Genomic DNA, 15,898 nt, shown 5'->3' with positions numbered 1-15,898 from the left:
GTGGCTGACGTCGCGGGGGTTCACGACGTGGCCGGGGTGGCCGGGGTGAGCTGCGCGGTCGGCATGGCCGACGCGGTCCAGACGGCCGGCATGTCAGGCACAGCCGACATGATCGGTGTGGCCGGCACGACCGGCATGGCCGGTATGGCCGACGCGATCGGGGGTGCCGCCGGGGCGGGTGTGGCCGGTGCGGTCGGGGTGGCCGAGCCGGCCCCCGGCGGACTCGACGAGCTGTGGACAGTGCTGCGGCGGCACACCCAGGCGCGCATCGGCCTCGGCCGCTCCGGCTCGGCCCTCCCGACCCGGCACCGTCTGGGCCTCCAGGCCGCCCACGCGGCAGCCCGGGACGCGGTGCACTCGCCGTTCGAGCCGGACGTGGTCACGGCAGGGCTGGCGGGCACGCCGACGGTACGGGTGCGCAGCGCGGCCGGTGACCGGCTGACCTATCTGCAGCGCCCCGACCTGGGCCGCCGGCTGAACCCCGTGGACCGGGCGCACCTGCCGGCCGGCGGGGAGTGGGACGTCGTCTTCGTGGTCGCCGACGGGCTGTCCAGCCGGGCGGTGCACGAGCACGCGGCGGCGGTGCTGCGGGCCACCACGGCGCGCCTCGCCGACTGGCGCGTCGCCCCGGTCGTACTGGCCGAACAGGCCCGCGTGGCCCTCGGTGACGACGTCGCGCACGCGATGGGCGCGGCTCTGGCGGTCGTCCTCATCGGCGAACGGCCCGGCATGTCGGCGGCGGACTCGCTGGGCGCGTACCTGACCCACCGGCCGGTGCCGGGCGTGACGACGGACGCCGGCCGCAACTGCCTGAGCAACATCCGCCCGCCGCGGGGCCTCACGTACGAGGCGGCGGCGGAGAAGCTGGCGGGCCTGATGGTCAGGGCGCGGGAGCTCGGGCGGACGGGGGTGGAGCTGAAGGACGAAAGCGATCACGGAGACGTGATCGGCCGGATACTCTGAGTGTTGGTGGTCTGCATCACGGGGAGGGCGGCACCGTAAGCCCCCAGGCCCCCTCCACCACCCGCCACGTCCGCCGCCGCACCGGCCCGGCCACCCCGCCGTCGGCCCGGTAGCGGAAGTCCGCGCCGGTCACCGTGACCGTCCGGCCCGCGGCCCGTACCGGGGTCGCCTCCGCGCCCACCGACAGGCGACGCACCTCCACCTCGGCGAGGCCGTCGCGGCCGCCCGGGGTCACCGAGATGTTCTCCACCGGCTGGTCCAGGTCCACCACCGTCTCGCCGTCGACCTCCAGCCGCAGCCGCGTCGGCGGCCGGGGCACGGCCGGCACCGGGCGGGCGGCCGACAAGGACCGTACAAGGTGCTGGTACGGCCGCAGCCACCCGCGCGCCGCCACCGTCTCCGCGACCTGAGCCGCGGCCGTCACCGGCGGGATCCGCAGATCGCCCAGCACCACCCCGTCGCTGTCGTCGACCAGGAGGTCCATCCGGCGCTCCACGCCGTCCAGGACCGCCCGCGCCGCCGCAACCGCACCGGCGGGCACCCCCAGTGTGTGCGCGACGCTCAGAGCGCCCCCGACCGGGACCATGGACAGCACGCATCCGGCCAGCTCCCGGCGGCGGTGCAACAGGCTCACCGCGCGGACCAGGGCGCTGTCGTCACCGACGACCACCGGCCGCCGCGAGCCCCGGCGGGCCAGCACACGGGCGAATTCCTCGGGTCCGTCCGGCATGCACACCTTCGTGGCCGCACCCGCGCTGAGCACGTCTTTCGCGATCCGGACGGATTCTCCGTCCGTTTCCCGTGCCGCCGGATCGATGATCACAAGCAGCTGATCGGACGTCGCGAATGTCGCCACCTCGGTCGTGCCTCGCTTCCTCGGGTAGCATCACTGTGCAAGAGCCCCTTGCGCTATTGCGCCAGGGGCTTCGTCTATTCCGGGGCATCCGGTCCGACGGTTGCGCGGCCAACGACGGTCGCGGTGGTACGCGGCGCGAACCTTACGCGTACGCCCCTGACCTTGGACATGCCCCGCCCGGAAGGGGTGTACGCGCGTGCCCGCACTTGTGCTGCTCGGTGCTCAGTGGGGTGACGAAGGCAAGGGAAAGGCGACGGACCTGCTAGGCGGCTCCGTCGACTATGTGGTGCGCTACCAGGGCGGCAACAACGCCGGTCACACGGTCGTCGTCGGCGACCAGAAGTATGCGCTCCACCTGCTCCCTTCCGGGATCCTCTCTCCCACGTGTGTCCCGGTCATCGGCAACGGTGTCGTCGTCGACCCCTCGGTCCTGCTCTCCGAGCTGAGCGGTCTGAACGAGCGTGGCGTCGACACGTCCAAGCTCCTCATCAGCGGTAACGCGCACATCATCACGCCGTACAACGTGACCGTCGACAAGGTGACGGAACGCTTCCTCGGAAAGCGGAAGATCGGCACGACCGGGCGCGGCATCGGCCCGACCTACGCCGACAAGATCAACCGGGTCGGCATCCGGGTCCAGGACCTCTACGACGAGTCGATCCTGACCCAGAAGGTCGAGGCGTCCCTCGGCGCCAAGAACCAGATGCTCACCAAGCTCTACAACCGGCGCGCGATCGCCACCGAGCAGGTCGTCGAGGAACTGCTGGGCTACGCGGAGAAGCTCGCTCCGTACGTCGCCGACACGGTCCTGGTCCTCAACCAGGCCCTGGAGGAGAACAAGGTCGTCCTCTTCGAGGGCGGCCAGGGCACGCTCCTGGACATCGACCACGGCACGTATCCGTTCGTCACGTCCTCGAACCCGACCGCGGGCGGTGCCTGCACCGGTTCCGGTGTCGGCCCGACGAAGATCAGCCGGGTCATCGGCATCCTCAAGGCGTACACGACCCGCGTCGGCGCCGGTCCGTTCCCGACCGAGCTCTTCGACGAGGACGGCGCCGCGCTGCGCCGGATCGGCGGCGAGCGGGGTGTGACGACGGGCCGGGACCGCCGCTGCGGCTGGTTCGACGCCGTCATCGCCCGCTACGCGACCCGCGTGAACGGCCTGACCGACTTCTTCCTCACCAAGCTGGACGTGCTGACCGGCTGGGAGCAGATCCCGGTCTGCGTCGCCTACGAGATCGACGGCAAGCGGGTCGAGGAGCTCCCGTACTCCCAGACCGACTTCCACCACGCGAAGCCGATCTACGAGACGCTGCCCGGCTGGTCCGAGGACATCACCAAGGCCAAGTCCTTCTCGGACCTGCCGAAGAACGCCCAGAACTACGTCAAGGCGCTGGAGGAGATGTCCGGCGCCCCGATCTCCGCGATCGGCGTGGGGCCGGGCCGGGACGAGACGATCGAGATCAACTCGTTCCTGTAGGCGTGACGCAGCGGTCGGCCGGGCCCGGCCGACCGCTGTCTCATTTCAGGCTGATCCGCCTTCGGAGTGATCCGCCTTCAGGGTGATCTGTCTCGCTTCAGATGGTCTGTCTCACTTCAGCGCGATCTGCAGTACGGCGATCACGATCCCGGCGAGGACCAGCACCGCGAGGCAGGTCGGCACCGGCGAGCCGGACGGCGCCGGCATGGGCTCGGGGAGCACGATCTCCGGGCGTCCCGCGCCCCGTTTCCCGCAGGTGCCGCACCGCTCGGCGCCGTACCCCCAGCAGGTGGAGCACTCCTCCCAGCCCCGCCCCTGACAGACGGTGCACGACATCAGCCCCTCGCCCGGGTAGCCCAGACAGACCCCGCACTCCGTCCTGCCGCTCCCGCCGCAGTCCCGGCAGAGCGGGCCGCCCGTCCCCAGGCACTCCTCGCAGTGCTCCGGCGAGACCGGGGGAGGAGCCCCGCTGGCCTGCCGGTAGTGGGCCATGAACTGGTCGTGCACAAAGTCCCGGTCAGGGCTCCAGTCACCCGTCCAGGGACAGCCCGTGCACCCGGGCCACCACCCCAGGACGCCGCCGCGCTCTGCGGCCCGGTGGCCGGGCAGATGGTAGTTGCCGGACACGCCGTACCTCCCAGGGCAGTCGTGCGAGGCGCACCGATGCTCCAACTCCCCTCACGATGAAGGGGCGTTGAGTGGTTCGCAAGGGAAGCGCGGTGGGTATGGCCGTGGGTGTCGCGCGGACTTTCGAGCCGGGGCGGGCTATGGATCTCACGGCGCTGATCGGCACGGTGGCGGGGGTGGCGGGCACCGCCGTCGGCTTCCTCCAGTGGTGGGACTCGCGGCGCTCCGGCCCGCGGTCCCCGGCGGCCGCCACCGGGGCCGTCCCGCTGCTCACCGAGTTCACCGTGCTCGCCCCGGAGGCCAGGGTGCGCGGCCACGCGCGGCCGCTGGTGGACCGCACGGCGGAGCTGCACGCCCTGCGGGCGGGGATGCGCGGGCATGCGCCGGTGCTGGTCGTCGAGGGTTTCAGCGGGGTCGGCAAGACCGCGCTGGTGGCCGCGCTGTGCCGGCTGCACGCCCGCAGCCACCGGGTGCGGTGGGTCTTCTGCGCCGAGAAGGCCCAGACACTGAACCTGCGGTCCCTCGCGCTCGCCCTGTCCTACGACACGGAGCTGGCAGGCGCCCGTGAACTCGCCCTGGTGGTCGGCGGTTCGGACGCCGGCGGTGACCGGCTCCAGGACGCCCTCGCCGCGTTCCTCGCGGCCAACCCCGTCCTCCTCGTGCTCGACGACTTCCACACCGTGCGCGATCCCGCGCTGGTGGCGTGGGCGCGCCGTACGGCGCACACCGAGGGACGGTCGACCGTCGTCCTGACCAGCCGAAGACACCTGCGGGAGATACCCCGCACGGCGGACACCCCGTGGATCGAACTGCGCGGACTCGCCGAGCAGGACGCCCGTCAGCTGCTGGTCCGCTGCGGACTGCGGCTGCCCGACGCTACGCTGGACGCGGTCTGGCGCCGGGCGGGCGAGGGCAACCCGCAGGCCCTCACCCTCTTCGCCGGTCAGGCGACGCTCACGAGACCCGAGGTACTGGCCGTGGACCTGTCCGCACAGCGCGACGACCTGAACGCCTGGATCGGCCCCATCTACGACTCCCTCGACCCCGCCCAGCGCACGGTCCTGAAGGCCGCCGCCTTCGTCTACGAGGCGGCCGCGCCCGAACTGGTCGCCGAGCTGACCGGGGACGACGAAACCCCGAGACTGCTGGCCGAGCTGGAGGCACGGTTCCTGCTCGGGCGGACCGAGGCGGGGTTCGAGCTGCACAGCTCGGTGCGGGACCACGTGGACGCCCGGCTCACCGACGAGGACCGGGAGCTGTTCGCGGCCCGCCTCACCCGCTGGTACCGCTCGCGCGCCCGGGAGGTCTTCCTCGACGGGCTCGGCGCCGACGAACCGTCGTACGGACTGGTCTATCTGGAGAGTTTCCCGGACTATGTGGCCGCCGAGGACCGGCACATCCGGCTCGTCGACGACCTGCTCGACCGGCTCGCGGACACCGGCCGCCCGCTGCCGGCCGGTGCGCGGATCCTCGTCCTCGGGGCGGGCCACGGCACGCACGACGCCGGGTTCGTCAAGCACGGCCTCGACGTGACCGACCTCGACATCCAGCCGGAGATCGCGGCGCTCGGGGAACGGCGGGCGCTGCGGCTGGCCGGCCGGGTCCGGTACGTGGTCGCGGACATGACGCGGGGGCTGCCCGACGAGGTCCAGGAGGCCTCCATGGACGCGGTGTTCAACATCGGTTCGTCGTTCGGGTACGAGGACGCCGACGACGACAACGCCGCGGTCTTCCGCACGGCCGCCGCGGCGCTGAAGCCGGGCGCGCCGTTCGTCTTCGAGTACGTCAACGGGCCGCACTGGGAACACCGCAGGGTCCAGCGCCAGATCGACACGACCGTGCTGCCGGACGGCGCCGAACGCACCGAGTACTCCATCACGGACCCGACGACCGCGACGTCCCTGACGGCCGTCCGGCTGCGGCGGCCCGACGGCAGCGGCGGCTGGTTCCGGCATTTCATGCACTACTACCGGCTGCCCCAGGTGCTGGCCATGATGGAGCGGGCGGGGCTGCGCGAGGAAGCCGTGTTCGGCGTGCGAGGGGGACGGGTGCGGGGGCCCTTCGACGAGGCGGAGTCGGAGGCGATGGTCGTGATCGCCACCCGGGCCCAGGGGTGACTGCGGGTCGAGGGGTGACTGCGCGCCGAGGGTGACCGACTCGCCAACATCCCCGACATTTCACTTTGTTGACTTGGCCATGACCTATTCCTGGTTTCATGCGGACGTGGCCTACGGCAAGCATCTACGCGGGTAGCCCGCCGCGCCCCGCACGCCACACCCGCTCGTCACACCGACACGCCACACCCGTCCGTCGCGCCCTTCCAGGAGTCCTGAATGCCCGTCAATCCCATGAACCGCCGTGAGTTCGTGCAGAAGTCCGCCGTCACCGGCGCCGCCGTGGCGGTCGCGGGAACCGTCGGTACCGGCAGCGCCCAGGCCGCCGAGGCCGGCCACGGCCACACGAAGCCGCCGAAGGCGCCCAAGACCTGGAGCTTCTCCATCCTGGGCACCACCGACCTGCACAGCCACGTCTTCAACTGGGACTACTACACCAACGCCGCCCCGAAGGACTCCAAGGGCAACACCTACGGCATCGCGCGCATCGCGACCCTGGTGAAGAACCTGCGCGCGGAGAAGGGCGAGGAGAGAGTGCTCCTCGTCGACGCCGGCGACATCATCCAGGGCACGTCCCTCGCGTACTACTACGCGAACGTCGACCCGATCACCGGCAAGGACGGCAAGCGCGGCCCGAAGCACCCCATGGCGATCGCCATGAACGAGATGCGGTACGACGCGGCCGCCCTCGGCAACCACGAGTTCAACTACGGCATCGACGTCATCCGCACCTTCGAGAAGCAGTGCGACTTCCCGCTGCTCGGCGCCAACGCCCTGGACGCCAAGACACTGCGGCCCGCCTTCCGGCCCTACACCGTCAAGCACATCAAGGTCCCGCACGGCCCGGACATCAAGGTCGGCATCCTCGGTCTCACCAACCCCGGCATCGCCCTGTGGGACAAGGACAACGTCTCCGGGAAGATGGCCTTCACGGGCCTGGTCGAGCAGGCGAAGAAGTACGTGCCGCGGCTGCGCGCCCTCGGCTGCGACGTCGTCTTCCTCACCGACCACTCGGGCCTGGACGGCTCGACGTCGTGGGGCGACGAACTCCCCTACGTGGAGAACGCGTCGAACCTGGTCGCCGAGCAGGTCCCCGGCATCGACGCGATCCTCGTCGGCCACACCCACGTCGACGTCCCGACCTACACGGTGAAGAACGCGGAGACGGGCGAGGACGTCCTCCTCTCCGAGCCGTACTGCTACGGCTACCGCCTCTCCGTCTTCGACTTCGAGCTGGAGCACGTGCACGGCTCCTGGAAGATCACCAAGAAGACCGCCACCACCCTGAACAGCAACACGGTCGCGGAGGACCCGCGGATCACCGAACTCCTCTCCGCCGACCACCAGTTGGTGGTCAAGTACGTCAACACCGCGATCGGCACCTCGACTCAGGACATGTCGACGGCCGAGGCCTGCTGGAAGGACGTGCCCGCCGTCGACTTCATCCACGAGGTCCAGACGGAGGCGGTCAAGGCGGGTCTGTCGGCGGCGGACGCGGCGCTGCCGCTGATCTCGGTGGCGGCCTGCTTCAGCCGTACCGCCGACATCCCGGCCGGCAACGTGACGATCCGCGACATCGCCGGCCTCTACATCTACGAGAACACGCTGTACGGCAAGAAGCTCACCGGCGCCCAGCTGAAGGACTACCTGGAGTACGCGGCGAAGTACTACCACCAGGTCCCGTCCGGCACGGCGGTCGACACCGCCACCCTCACCAACGCCAACAGCTTCTGGGACTACATGTACGACACGGCGTCCGGTGTCTCCTACGAGATCGACATCGCGGCGCCCGAGGGCTCGCGCATCAAGAACCTCACCTACAACGGCGCGGCGATCCCCGACGACCAGGTCTTCGTCGTCGCCGTCAACAACTACCGCGCCAACGGCGGCTCCGGCTACCCGCACATCGCCGCCGCGGAGACCGCCTACAGCTCCACCAACCAGGTCCGCGACCTGATGATCGCCTACGCCACGGCCAAGGGCACCATCGACCCGTCGGCCTTCGCCGCCACCAACTGGAAGCTGACCCAGGACGGCACGCCCGTCTTCCCCTGATCCTGTCCTCCCCTCACTCCCTCCTCGCCCGCCGGAATCCGTTTCCGGCGGGCGAGCCGGCGTTCCACGGGGTCTCGGCGGCACCTCCGCGGCCGCGGCATCGGCCGAGTCGGCGGTGTCCGTCCCCCGGTCCGGTGAAGGGGCCGCCGCACCCGGCTCTCTGCGATACGCGCAGGACGTCCCGAGTGGTCGGGCTCGGTCGGGGATGCCCCAACGGTAGTGTGATAATGCGACACATGAGTTTTTCCCCGCCCCAATACCCGCCGCCGTACGGCCCCGGGTACCCGCCGCCGCGTCCTGCGCAGGGCAGCCCGCTCAAGGTGGTCTTCGTCCTGGTGGCCGTGCTGCTGCTCGTGGTCGCCCTCGTGGTCAACGGGCTGTTGTTCTTCGGCACGCTCTTCGCCGGCGACAGCTGCGGCACCTCGGCCGGCACCCAGCGGTTCTGCGACGGCTCCGGGTGGGAGAGCGTGGCGATGTACGGGCCGACGGTCGCGCTGGCCGCCGCGGTGGTCACGGTCGTGGTCGGGGCGGTGCGGGTCCGGCGGCCGTGGGCCGGGCTGGCGCTGGGCGTGCTCGTCTACGCGGCCGGGCCCGCGCTCGCCCTGTTCACCGTCTTCGGCTGAGCGTTGTGCGGGGGGTGCCGAGACATGCCGACCGCGGCGGACCTCCCGCCGGACCCGCTCAGCGGCCCGGGGCCTCGCCCCGCAGGAAGGCCGCCCAGGAGGCCGGGGAGACGGTGAGGTGAGGGCCGTCGGGGGCGGTCTTGGAGTCGCGGATGTGGACGGTGTGGGGGCAGGGGGATATTTCGAGGCAGTTCCCGCCGCCGTCGTCGCTGTAGGAGGACTTGCGCCAGGTGTAGGCGGTCTCGACGCAGTCGCCGCCGCTGGCGTTGCTGTGGCTCGACTTGAACCAACGCAGGGTTCCGGTGCGGGTCATCGCTTCTCTCCTGCCAGCCGTTCGAGGAGGCTCACCGAGTCGTCGGTGCTCAGGGCCTGTGCGCGGATCTTCGCATAGCGGTGGGCGAGTTGGGACACCTCTTCCGGTTCGCTGACCAGGATGCCCTGGTCCTCGATCTCCATGTAGACGACGTGCTCGTGCTCCGCGGTCACCACCATCTTCATGGGACCGCGAGCACCGGCGTACGTGCCCCGCAACCCCCGCTCCATCGGCAGCACTTGCAGACACACATTGTCCCGCTGCGCGTCCTCGACGAGCGAGAGCAGTTGTCCGCGCAGTACCTCCCAGGACCCGAACGGCCGCCGCAGCACGCTCTCTTCGAGGATCAGTTCGATCATCGGTGCGGGCTCGCGCTTGAACAGCGCCCGGCGGGCCAGCCGTGCCTCGACCAGCTCCTCCCGCTTCTGCTCGGAGACCGGCGGGAAGCCGCCACCGATCAAGGCCCGCGCGTAGTCCTCGGTCTGGAACAGGCCGTCGACCACATGCGTCTCGTACGACGAGATCGTGACCGCCCCGGCCTCCAGTTCCGAGAAGCCCCGGAACCGGGCGGGGTACTTCTCCAGCAGCATCCACTTGCGGGCCTTCTCGAAGACCCCCATCCCGTTGCCGATGGCCTCCTCCAGCGCCACCAGCATCTTGTCGCTGGCGGGCTGCGCGCACGTCTCCATCGCGCTGATCGCGGACCCCGTGTAGCCGGTCCGCCTCCCCAACTCCTCCTGCGTGAGCTCCTGCTGCTCACGCAGCGCCTTCGCCAGGGCGGCCACCATCTGTGCCGTCCCGCCCGCTTCCTCTTTGTTCTCGGCCCGCGCCATCGCGGTCACCCCCGAACTCAACCGAACTCAACCGGTCACCACCAGCACCCCCTGATTTCCGACCGTATTCGGCGGTCGACTCAGAGTTATGGAAAAGCTAGCCCCGGCTGCCGACACTGGTCCCATGAATGCGCGAAGTGACCAGTCAAACCTCGGCTGGCTGCCTGCCTCCGGCGTTCAACTCCGCAAGGCCGGTGTCCAGTTCGACGCCGTGCGGGTGGACGACGGGGAGTGGGGGCGGCGGCTCGCCGACCGGCTCGCGGAGCTGACCGGGGGCGATCCGGGCCCCGTCATCGAGGTCGCCGGCGAGCGGCGGTGCGTGTATTTCCTGGTCCCGGCCGGGAGCACGGATCACCTGCCCTGGCCTGCCGGGGTGACCAGGCTGACGTCCGTTCCGGCCCGGGTGTCGTACATCCCGATTCCCGCGCTGGACGACATGACGTGGCCGTTGTCGTGGCGTTATCGGCCGTCCGCGCACGGGTGTTTCGTGCACGCGCGACTGCTGCGGTCCGCGCTTCACTCGGCGGAGTGAATTGCGTCAACGTGGCGGTACGAAAAAGGGATTGCGGCTTGCGCTCGGCGCTTTGTGTGGCCCTAGAGTCACGATCAACGAGATCAACGAGATCAACGAGATTGCCCCCGCGGTGCGCCAACACCCGGGGGCTCGACACCGGGAGCTACACCTCCGATGCGCGTTCATCGTACGGCGCCCCTGCGCGCCTTCGCAGCCCTTGCCAACTCCCTTTCCCGGGACCGGCGACTGTCCTGGGGCGCGGTAGGCGTACTGACGTACCTCTTGGGGCTGCCGAACGGCGCCTGGATCACGGAGCGCGTCCTCGCGGCACAGCGCGGGGAAGGGTGCATGTCGATCGTCGCCTCCCTGCGTGAGCTGGAGGAACGGCGGTATCTGCGGCGCGTGGTGCGGCGGGACCCGGTGACCCGGCAGTACTCGACGACCTGCGAGGTATTCGAGAAGCCGTACGAATTCGAGACGTCGACGGGTGAATTGCAAAAAGTTCACCCCGTGGCGGCCTAGAAACCAGAGAAAGGAACGTCGATGACTGTCACACTCGTACGCCCTGAGACAGTATACCGTCGGTATACTGTGCTCATGGCTGACACCACGATCAAGGTCGACCCCGCTGTACGTGACCGCCTTCAGGAGCTCGCCCGGGAACGCGGGATGAGCATGCGGGACTTCGTGGCTGAGCTGGCCGGGGCCACGCCCACCAAGGAAGAGCTGCGCAAGCGGTACGAGGAGACCCGGGCGTATGTCGAGGAGCACTTCCTCGGCAGGCCCTACACGGAAGAAGACGAGAAGGCCGGCGAACAGCTGTGGGCCGACATCGAGTCGGGGCGGATCGGGGAGGTCCAGTGACCGGGGAAGAGCGTTACCCGCTGCCGCGTGCGGTCATCTACGACGACACGGCGGCCCTGGCGCTCGGTGCCGGGAACAGCATGGCCTCCCGGCTCGTCGTCGAGGCCGAGAAGGACCCCGCACTGCGCGTCTACATCCCCGCGGTGAGCCTGGCCGCCGCCGAGCGGGAGCGGGCCGGTGTCGCCGAGCATGTCGGTGCGCTGCCGTCCGTCAACATCGAAGGGCTCGACTTCGCGGCGGCCACCGCCGTCGGCAAGCGGCTGCGGGCCGCGAAGGGCGAGTCGGAGCACGCCGAGGACGAGCACGGCAAGGACGAACCCGACTGGAGCGGAGCCCATGTGCTGCACCTCGCCCTGCCGACCGTCGAGTGGCCGCGCGGCCGTGCCGTCCTGACCAGGGCCCCGATGCGTTACCGGGGCACGGGCATCCGCACCATCCGTATCGTCGAGAACTGATCCCGCCCGTCAGCTGAAGACGATCATCGACCCCTGCGCCAGGCTCCGTGTCGCCGCCGCGTGCAGGCCCAGCCAGACGTGGCGTTCGCGGGCGAAGGGGCTCGGGTCGTAGGGGGCGGCGACCGCCGGTTCCTCCAGGCCCGTGGGGGCGGCGGGGGGCTGCGGCGGGGCCGGGGGGTTCGCCGGGTCGATGCCGATCGACGGGGCGACGTACTCCAACTCGCGCAGCAGGGCGTGGGAGGAGCCCAGGGGGCCGCCGCTGGCGAGGAGTTCGTCGCTGGAGAGCGGGTTCGGGAAGTCGACCGGGACGTACGCGCCCGCGTGGTCGTAGTGCCAGACCAGGTGCGACTGCTGGGCCGTCGACTCGAACATCTCCAGGAGCTGCTCGTAGTCGCCGCCGAGGTCGTCCACGGGGGAGACGGGCAGCCCGCAGACCTGGAGGAGATAGGCGCGGCGGAGGAAATGGAGCGCGTCGTAGTCGAAGCCGGCCACGGGCGCGACCTCGCCGGACAGGCCCGGCATGTACTGGTACACCGGCACCGGCGGCAACCCGGCCTCGGCGAGCACCTTGTTGTATTGCGCGAGTTCCTCGGCGAACGGATTGTCGGGGGTGTGGCACAACACGTCGACGAGCGGTACCAGCCAGAGGTCACAGGCCAAAGAGGGCTCCTAGTATCAGCGCGTTCACAGCGGGTGCTCAGCCAGGTGGCCAGGGAAGAGTAATCCGTGCGGCACCGGTCAGCTCCCCTCGTGCAGGTCCCATACCCAGACCCCACCGGTCCACTTACCGGGTTTTCCGGTCAGGGCCTCCACCGCCTGTCGTAGTTTCTCGTCATTGGGTTGCGGGGCGACCACCAGGGCCCCCGCCTTCCAGTACGCGAAGTCCTGCTGGGCCTGCGCCCGCCAGTTCTTGCCGATCACCGGCACCTTCCCGCTGTAGCGGACGTCCCGCAGCATGTCGGAGGTGTAGCGCGGGACGGCGCCGTAGATACCGGTGCGGTCCGCGCCGTAGGGGCCGTTGAAGTACCCGCCGGGGAGCTTGAAGCCCAGACCGGCGCTGGTCTGCCAGTGCAGGGCCTCGGCGTAGCCGGGGTCCGGGAGCGGCAGCGGGACGAGGGACTCGCCCCTGCCCACGTACGACTTCCACATCCCGCTGCTGATGAACTCCGGGACCGCCTCCCGCGGCTCGGACCTGAGCGGGGCGGGGACGATCGGGAGCAGCGCGAGGGCGACGGCCAGCAGGCCGAAGTACTGGGCGCCGATCCTGCGGGTGGCGAGGACCCGCTCCAGGGCCAGGGCGAGCAGGATGCCCAGCGCGGGGGCGCAGATCATCGCCACCCGCCCCTCGATGACGGACTCGAAGAGCGGGAACTTCCGCACCAGCGCCCAGGGGCCCGGATACACCGTCTCCGTCAGCGGGACGCGGATCTTCGGGCCCATGGACAGGACGGCCGCGGCCACCGACGTGACCGCCAGCGCCCTGACCAGCGGCCGCTCCCACATCCGTACGACGATCCCGAAGGCGAGCAGGACCAGCGGCCAGCCGTAGAAGGCGTTCTGCTCGGTGGGATTGAGAGAGAGTTCGTTCGCGCGGCCCGCGTCCCCGAAGAGCATCGAGCGTTCGGCGAAGGCGAGCAGGGAGAGCGGGCTGTTTCCGGCGTTGTCGCCGTGCAGGACGCTGTGGTAGCTCTGCGGCCCCGTGAACTGCCAGTACAGGGGGAGGACGACCAGGGGGAGGCAGACCGCCCCGGCGATCAGCAGACCCCTGGCCAGCGGCCGCCAGGCCTCCTTCGCCACCTGGGGCCGTACGGCCGCGTACGCGACGGCGAACAGGGTCATCCCCAGCGCCGCCAGCAGGAACGGCTCCTCGCCCAGGAAGACCTGGTACGCCGCCATCAGCCCGAGCACGATCCCGTCCCGCCGCACGCGCTCGCCGGTGGCGAGGCGCAGGGCGCGGTCGATGATCAGCGGGATCATGAACAGGATCACGAAGTTGGGGTGCGCGTTGGCATGGCTGACCATCGGCGGCGCGAAGGCCGCGAGGGCCGCGCCGGCGAAGGCCGCGCCCCGGTGCCGTACCACCCGCTTCACGATCAGCCAGTACCAGGCGACGGCGGTCGCGGCGAGCCCGAGCGCCATGCAGACCGAGAGCGAGACGGCCGGTCCGGCTGCCAGCGTCAGCGGGGCGAAGGGGACCGACAGGCCCAGCATGACCGTGTTGGCCATGAGGTTGACGCCGTCGGGGAAGTTCTGGAAGTCGGAGAAGAGCGGGTTGCGGAAGTGCGCGAGGTTGTCCGCGGTCACCGCGAAGAACCACTCCCACTGGTTCTGGTCCTGGAGGGAGTCGGTGAGATAGCGGTGATCGGGGTCGAAGAAGCGGCCCGAGTACAGCGTCACGGACATCAGCAGGAACAGGACGGGGACCAGGAGGTCCGCCGGGCGCAGGCGGCGCAGCCGCAGCCGGGCCAGATCGGCGAGGACCTTCGGGTAGTCCAGCGGGCCCACCTTGGAGCCGGGCTGGTGGCTCCAGCGGACCGGGACCTCGGTGATCGGGTGGCCGTCGCGGTGCAGGTGCTGGAGGACCTCGATGTCGATGCCCCAGCCGTCCAGCCGGGAGTCGGCGAAGGCCGCACGGGCCAGGTCGCCGTCGAAGAGCTTGAACCCGCACTGGGTGTCGCGGACACCGGGTACCGCGGTCGCGCGTATCAGCAGGTTCCCGGCCCGGCCGAGCAGTTCACGCAGCCGGTGCTGGTGGTCGGCTATCTCCGCGCCCGGCACCGCACGCGAGCCGATCGCCGCCGCGCTGCCCTCGCTGAGCGCCTTGTCCAGCCGCTCCAGTTCCTCGATCGGCGCGGCGAGATCGGCGTCGGTGACGAGCACGCGGCTGCCGCCGGTCGCGGCGACGCCGAGGCGCAGGGCGTTGCCCTTGCCCCGGTTGCGGTCGGCGGCGACCAGCCGGACGCGCGGGTGCCCTAAGGCGGCGACCTCGCGCGTGCCGTCCGTCGAGCCGTCGTCGGAGACGATCACTTCCCAGGAGCCGAAGCGGCTCTCGTTGTCGGTGAGGTAGCGGGTGACGGCGGCGAGCGTGGGGCCGAGCCGCTCCTCCTCGTTGTACGCCGGGATGACGACGGAAAGGTCGACGGTCTCCCCGGCCCGAGGGGGCTGCGTGGTCTCGGGGGTCTCCGGGGGCGTGGTCATCCGTCCTTCTCCGCCAGTCGCTCGATCAGGGCGAGGGAGTGAGTGTTGTACGCGGCGACGATCCCCCGGGCGGCCTCGGCGTCCCGGCGGGACAGCGCGTCGACCAACTCGGTGTGCCGGGACCACAGAGACCCGCGCAGGTCGGGCAGCCGGCGCAGGTGCCGCACCGCGCACACCCAGGACTGCACGCGGAGCCGGTGCAGGAAGTCGGCGAGGTAGGGGTTGCCGAACAGGGCGGACAGCTCCCGCCAGAACCGGAGGTCGTAGCCGATCAGGATGGTCAGGTCACCGGCGGTCGCGGCGCGTTGCGCCTCGTCGCCGCGGCGCCGGACCGCCGCCAGGGCGGCCGCGACCCGCGGCTCCTCGGGGTCCTTGAAGGCGGGGTGCAGGCCGTCGGCGAGGGCCCGGAACATGCCGTCGGTGACCAGGCTGCGGGCCTCGATCATGCCCCGGTAGTCGGCGAACGTGTACTCCGGCACCCGGAAGCCGCGGTGCTGGTCGGCGTCGAGGATGCCCTGCGCGGACAGGTCCACCAGCGCCTCGCGGACGGGCGTGGCGGAGACCCCGTACTGCTCGGCGATCTCCTTGACCGTGAACTCCCGCCCCGGCTGGAGCCGCCCGGCGAGCACCTCGTCACGGAGCGCGTCCGCGATCTGCTGGCGCAGCGTACTGCGCGTCACAGCGCCGTTGCCGGGCATCGTCCGGTGCCTCTCCTCACGCGTTCGGGTGACGTGCTCGCTCACAGATACATGTACGAGCACGCCACCTTACGCGTTCGGGTTCCAGGTGCACTCCTCGTATACCCGTGAAGCAGCCCGTGGGCCCTTTCTACGGCTCCGCTGAGCCACCTGTGAGAGGCGGTGCAGTGACGGGGCTGTGTACGATCTCCGGCTCCCGCCGCCGGGGCGCGTCCAGGCGGCGCGCCTCGCCCGACGCCCGGACAGCCGACGTGAGCGGCCTCGCGCCTCGCCCGACGTGCGGACAGCCGACGTGAAGGGCCTCG

The 15,898-nt window shown here is 70.7% G+C and carries 16 protein-coding genes; 9 read left to right on the top strand and 7 right to left on the bottom strand.

The window, feature by feature from the left end:
• Positions 1–135 precede the first annotated feature (135 nt).
• Positions 136–963, top strand: a complete 828-nt coding sequence (gene eutC, locus LQ326_RS32710; protein WP_372497018.1) for an ethanolamine ammonia-lyase subunit EutC — start codon at positions 136–138, stop codon at positions 961–963.
• Positions 964–979: 16 nt separating this feature from the next.
• On the opposite strand, the gene LQ326_RS32705 is transcribed toward eutC, so the two are convergent.
• Positions 980–1,819, bottom strand: coding sequence for a diacylglycerol kinase (locus LQ326_RS32705; protein WP_234542674.1), 840 nt, complete (start codon positions 1,817–1,819; stop codon positions 980–982).
• A 196-nt stretch (positions 1,820–2,015) separates the two neighbouring features.
• Here LQ326_RS32705 and LQ326_RS32700 point away from each other — a divergent pair, with 196 nt between their 5' ends.
• A complete protein-coding gene (locus LQ326_RS32700; protein ID WP_234542673.1) occupies positions 2,016–3,299 on the top strand; it encodes an adenylosuccinate synthase in 1,284 nt (427 codons plus the stop codon).
• 111 nt (positions 3,300–3,410) lie between these two features.
• Here LQ326_RS32700 and LQ326_RS32695 read toward each other — a convergent pair whose 3' ends face one another.
• Positions 3,411–3,926: a DnaJ-like cysteine-rich domain-containing protein gene (locus tag LQ326_RS32695; RefSeq protein ID WP_234542672.1), complete on the bottom strand. Its 516-nt coding sequence runs from the start codon at positions 3,924–3,926 to the stop codon at positions 3,411–3,413.
• 140 nt (positions 3,927–4,066) lie between these two features.
• Between LQ326_RS32695 and LQ326_RS32690 the strand changes: the two genes are divergently transcribed.
• From LQ326_RS32690 to LQ326_RS32680, 3 genes are all read left to right on the top strand, one after another.
• A complete protein-coding gene (locus LQ326_RS32690; protein WP_234542671.1) occupies positions 4,067–6,043 on the top strand; it encodes an AAA family ATPase in 1,977 nt (658 codons plus the stop codon).
• A 216-nt stretch (positions 6,044–6,259) separates the two neighbouring features.
• Positions 6,260–8,095 (top strand): bifunctional metallophosphatase/5'-nucleotidase, encoded by a 1,836-nt coding sequence (locus LQ326_RS32685; protein WP_234542670.1) that lies wholly within the window; start codon positions 6,260–6,262, stop codon positions 8,093–8,095.
• 236 nt (positions 8,096–8,331) lie between these two features.
• Positions 8,332–8,718, top strand: a complete 387-nt coding sequence (locus tag LQ326_RS32680) for a hypothetical protein (protein ID WP_234542669.1) — start codon at positions 8,332–8,334, stop codon at positions 8,716–8,718.
• Between the two features lie 58 nt (positions 8,719–8,776).
• Here the strand turns inward: LQ326_RS32680 and LQ326_RS32675 are convergent, their stop codons facing one another.
• Both LQ326_RS32675 and LQ326_RS32670 read right to left on the bottom strand, forming a co-directional pair.
• Positions 8,777–9,031 (bottom strand): DUF397 domain-containing protein, encoded by a 255-nt coding sequence (locus LQ326_RS32675; RefSeq protein ID WP_234542668.1) that lies wholly within the window; start codon positions 9,029–9,031, stop codon positions 8,777–8,779.
• Entirely contained in the window at positions 9,028–9,873 is an 846-nt protein-coding gene (locus LQ326_RS32670) for a helix-turn-helix domain-containing protein (protein WP_372497012.1), read from the bottom strand. The genes LQ326_RS32675 and LQ326_RS32670 overlap by 4 nt, the downstream gene beginning before the upstream one ends.
• Positions 9,874–9,988: 115 nt before the next feature.
• On the opposite strand from LQ326_RS32670, the gene LQ326_RS32665 reads away from it, so the two are divergent.
• From LQ326_RS32665 to LQ326_RS32650, 4 genes are all read left to right on the top strand, one after another.
• The gene (locus LQ326_RS32665; RefSeq protein ID WP_234542667.1) at positions 9,989–10,396 is read left to right on the top strand and encodes a hypothetical protein; all 408 of its coding nucleotides are present in this window, start codon (positions 9,989–9,991) and stop codon (positions 10,394–10,396) included.
• 156 nt (positions 10,397–10,552) lie between these two features.
• Positions 10,553–10,900 carry a hypothetical protein gene (locus LQ326_RS32660; RefSeq protein WP_234542666.1) on the top strand — a complete coding sequence of 116 codons (348 nt, stop codon included), beginning with the start codon at positions 10,553–10,555 and terminating at the stop codon, positions 10,898–10,900.
• 75 nt (positions 10,901–10,975) lie between these two features.
• Complete coding sequence (locus LQ326_RS32655) at positions 10,976–11,242, top strand: cupin domain-containing protein (protein WP_150133819.1); 267 nt, start codon at positions 10,976–10,978, stop codon at positions 11,240–11,242.
• Positions 11,239–11,697, top strand: coding sequence for a PIN domain-containing protein (locus LQ326_RS32650; protein WP_234542665.1), 459 nt, complete (start codon positions 11,239–11,241; stop codon positions 11,695–11,697). Before LQ326_RS32655 ends, LQ326_RS32650 begins: the two co-directional genes overlap by 4 nt.
• 9 nt (positions 11,698–11,706) lie before the next feature.
• On the opposite strand, the gene LQ326_RS32645 is transcribed toward LQ326_RS32650, so the two are convergent.
• From LQ326_RS32645 to LQ326_RS32635, 3 genes are all read right to left on the bottom strand, one after another.
• Positions 11,707–12,357 (bottom strand): putative DNA-mimic protein, encoded by a 651-nt coding sequence (locus tag LQ326_RS32645; protein WP_181805699.1) that lies wholly within the window; start codon positions 12,355–12,357, stop codon positions 11,707–11,709.
• A gap of 78 nt (positions 12,358–12,435) precedes the next feature.
• Positions 12,436–14,895, bottom strand: coding sequence for a dolichyl-phosphate beta-glucosyltransferase (locus LQ326_RS32640; protein WP_234542664.1), 2,460 nt, complete (start codon positions 14,893–14,895; stop codon positions 12,436–12,438).
• On the bottom strand, positions 14,892–15,593 hold the full coding sequence (locus LQ326_RS32635; RefSeq protein ID WP_234542663.1) for a GntR family transcriptional regulator: 702 nt from the start codon (positions 15,591–15,593) through the stop codon (positions 14,892–14,894). The genes LQ326_RS32640 and LQ326_RS32635 overlap by 4 nt, the downstream gene beginning before the upstream one ends.
• Positions 15,594–15,898: the final 305 nt, after the last annotated feature.

This window comes from Streptomyces shenzhenensis (assembly GCF_021462265.1).
GTDB lineage: Bacteria > Actinomycetota > Actinomycetes > Streptomycetales > Streptomycetaceae > Streptomyces > Streptomyces shenzhenensis.
Note: the sequence above shows the minus strand (reverse complement) of the source record. Positions and strands in the feature narration are given on the sequence as shown.

Bases quoted from the DNA above. Each gene is read 5' to 3' on its own strand.
- LQ326_RS32690 (WP_234542671.1), top strand. From the start codon at position 4,067: ATGGATCTCACGGCGCTGATCGGCACGGTGGCGGGGGTGGCGGGCACC.
- LQ326_RS32660 (WP_234542666.1), top strand. From the start codon at position 10,553: ATGCGCGTTCATCGTACGGCGCCCCTGCGCGCCTTCGCAGCCCTTGCC.
- LQ326_RS32635 (WP_234542663.1), bottom strand. From the start codon at position 15,593: ATGCCCGGCAACGGCGCTGTGACGCGCAGTACGCTGCGCCAGCAGATC.
- LQ326_RS32655 (WP_150133819.1), top strand. From the start codon at position 10,976: ATGGCTGACACCACGATCAAGGTCGACCCCGCTGTACGTGACCGCCTT.
- LQ326_RS32680 (WP_234542669.1), top strand. From the start codon at position 8,332: ATGAGTTTTTCCCCGCCCCAATACCCGCCGCCGTACGGCCCCGGGTAC.
- LQ326_RS32640 (WP_234542664.1), bottom strand. From the start codon at position 14,895: ATGACCACGCCCCCGGAGACCCCCGAGACCACGCAGCCCCCTCGGGCC.
- LQ326_RS32665 (WP_234542667.1), top strand. From the start codon at position 9,989: ATGAATGCGCGAAGTGACCAGTCAAACCTCGGCTGGCTGCCTGCCTCC.
- eutC (WP_372497018.1), top strand. From the start codon at position 136: ATGGCCGGTATGGCCGACGCGATCGGGGGTGCCGCCGGGGCGGGTGTG.
- LQ326_RS32685 (WP_234542670.1), top strand. From the start codon at position 6,260: ATGCCCGTCAATCCCATGAACCGCCGTGAGTTCGTGCAGAAGTCCGCC.
- LQ326_RS32675 (WP_234542668.1), bottom strand. From the start codon at position 9,031: ATGACCCGCACCGGAACCCTGCGTTGGTTCAAGTCGAGCCACAGCAAC.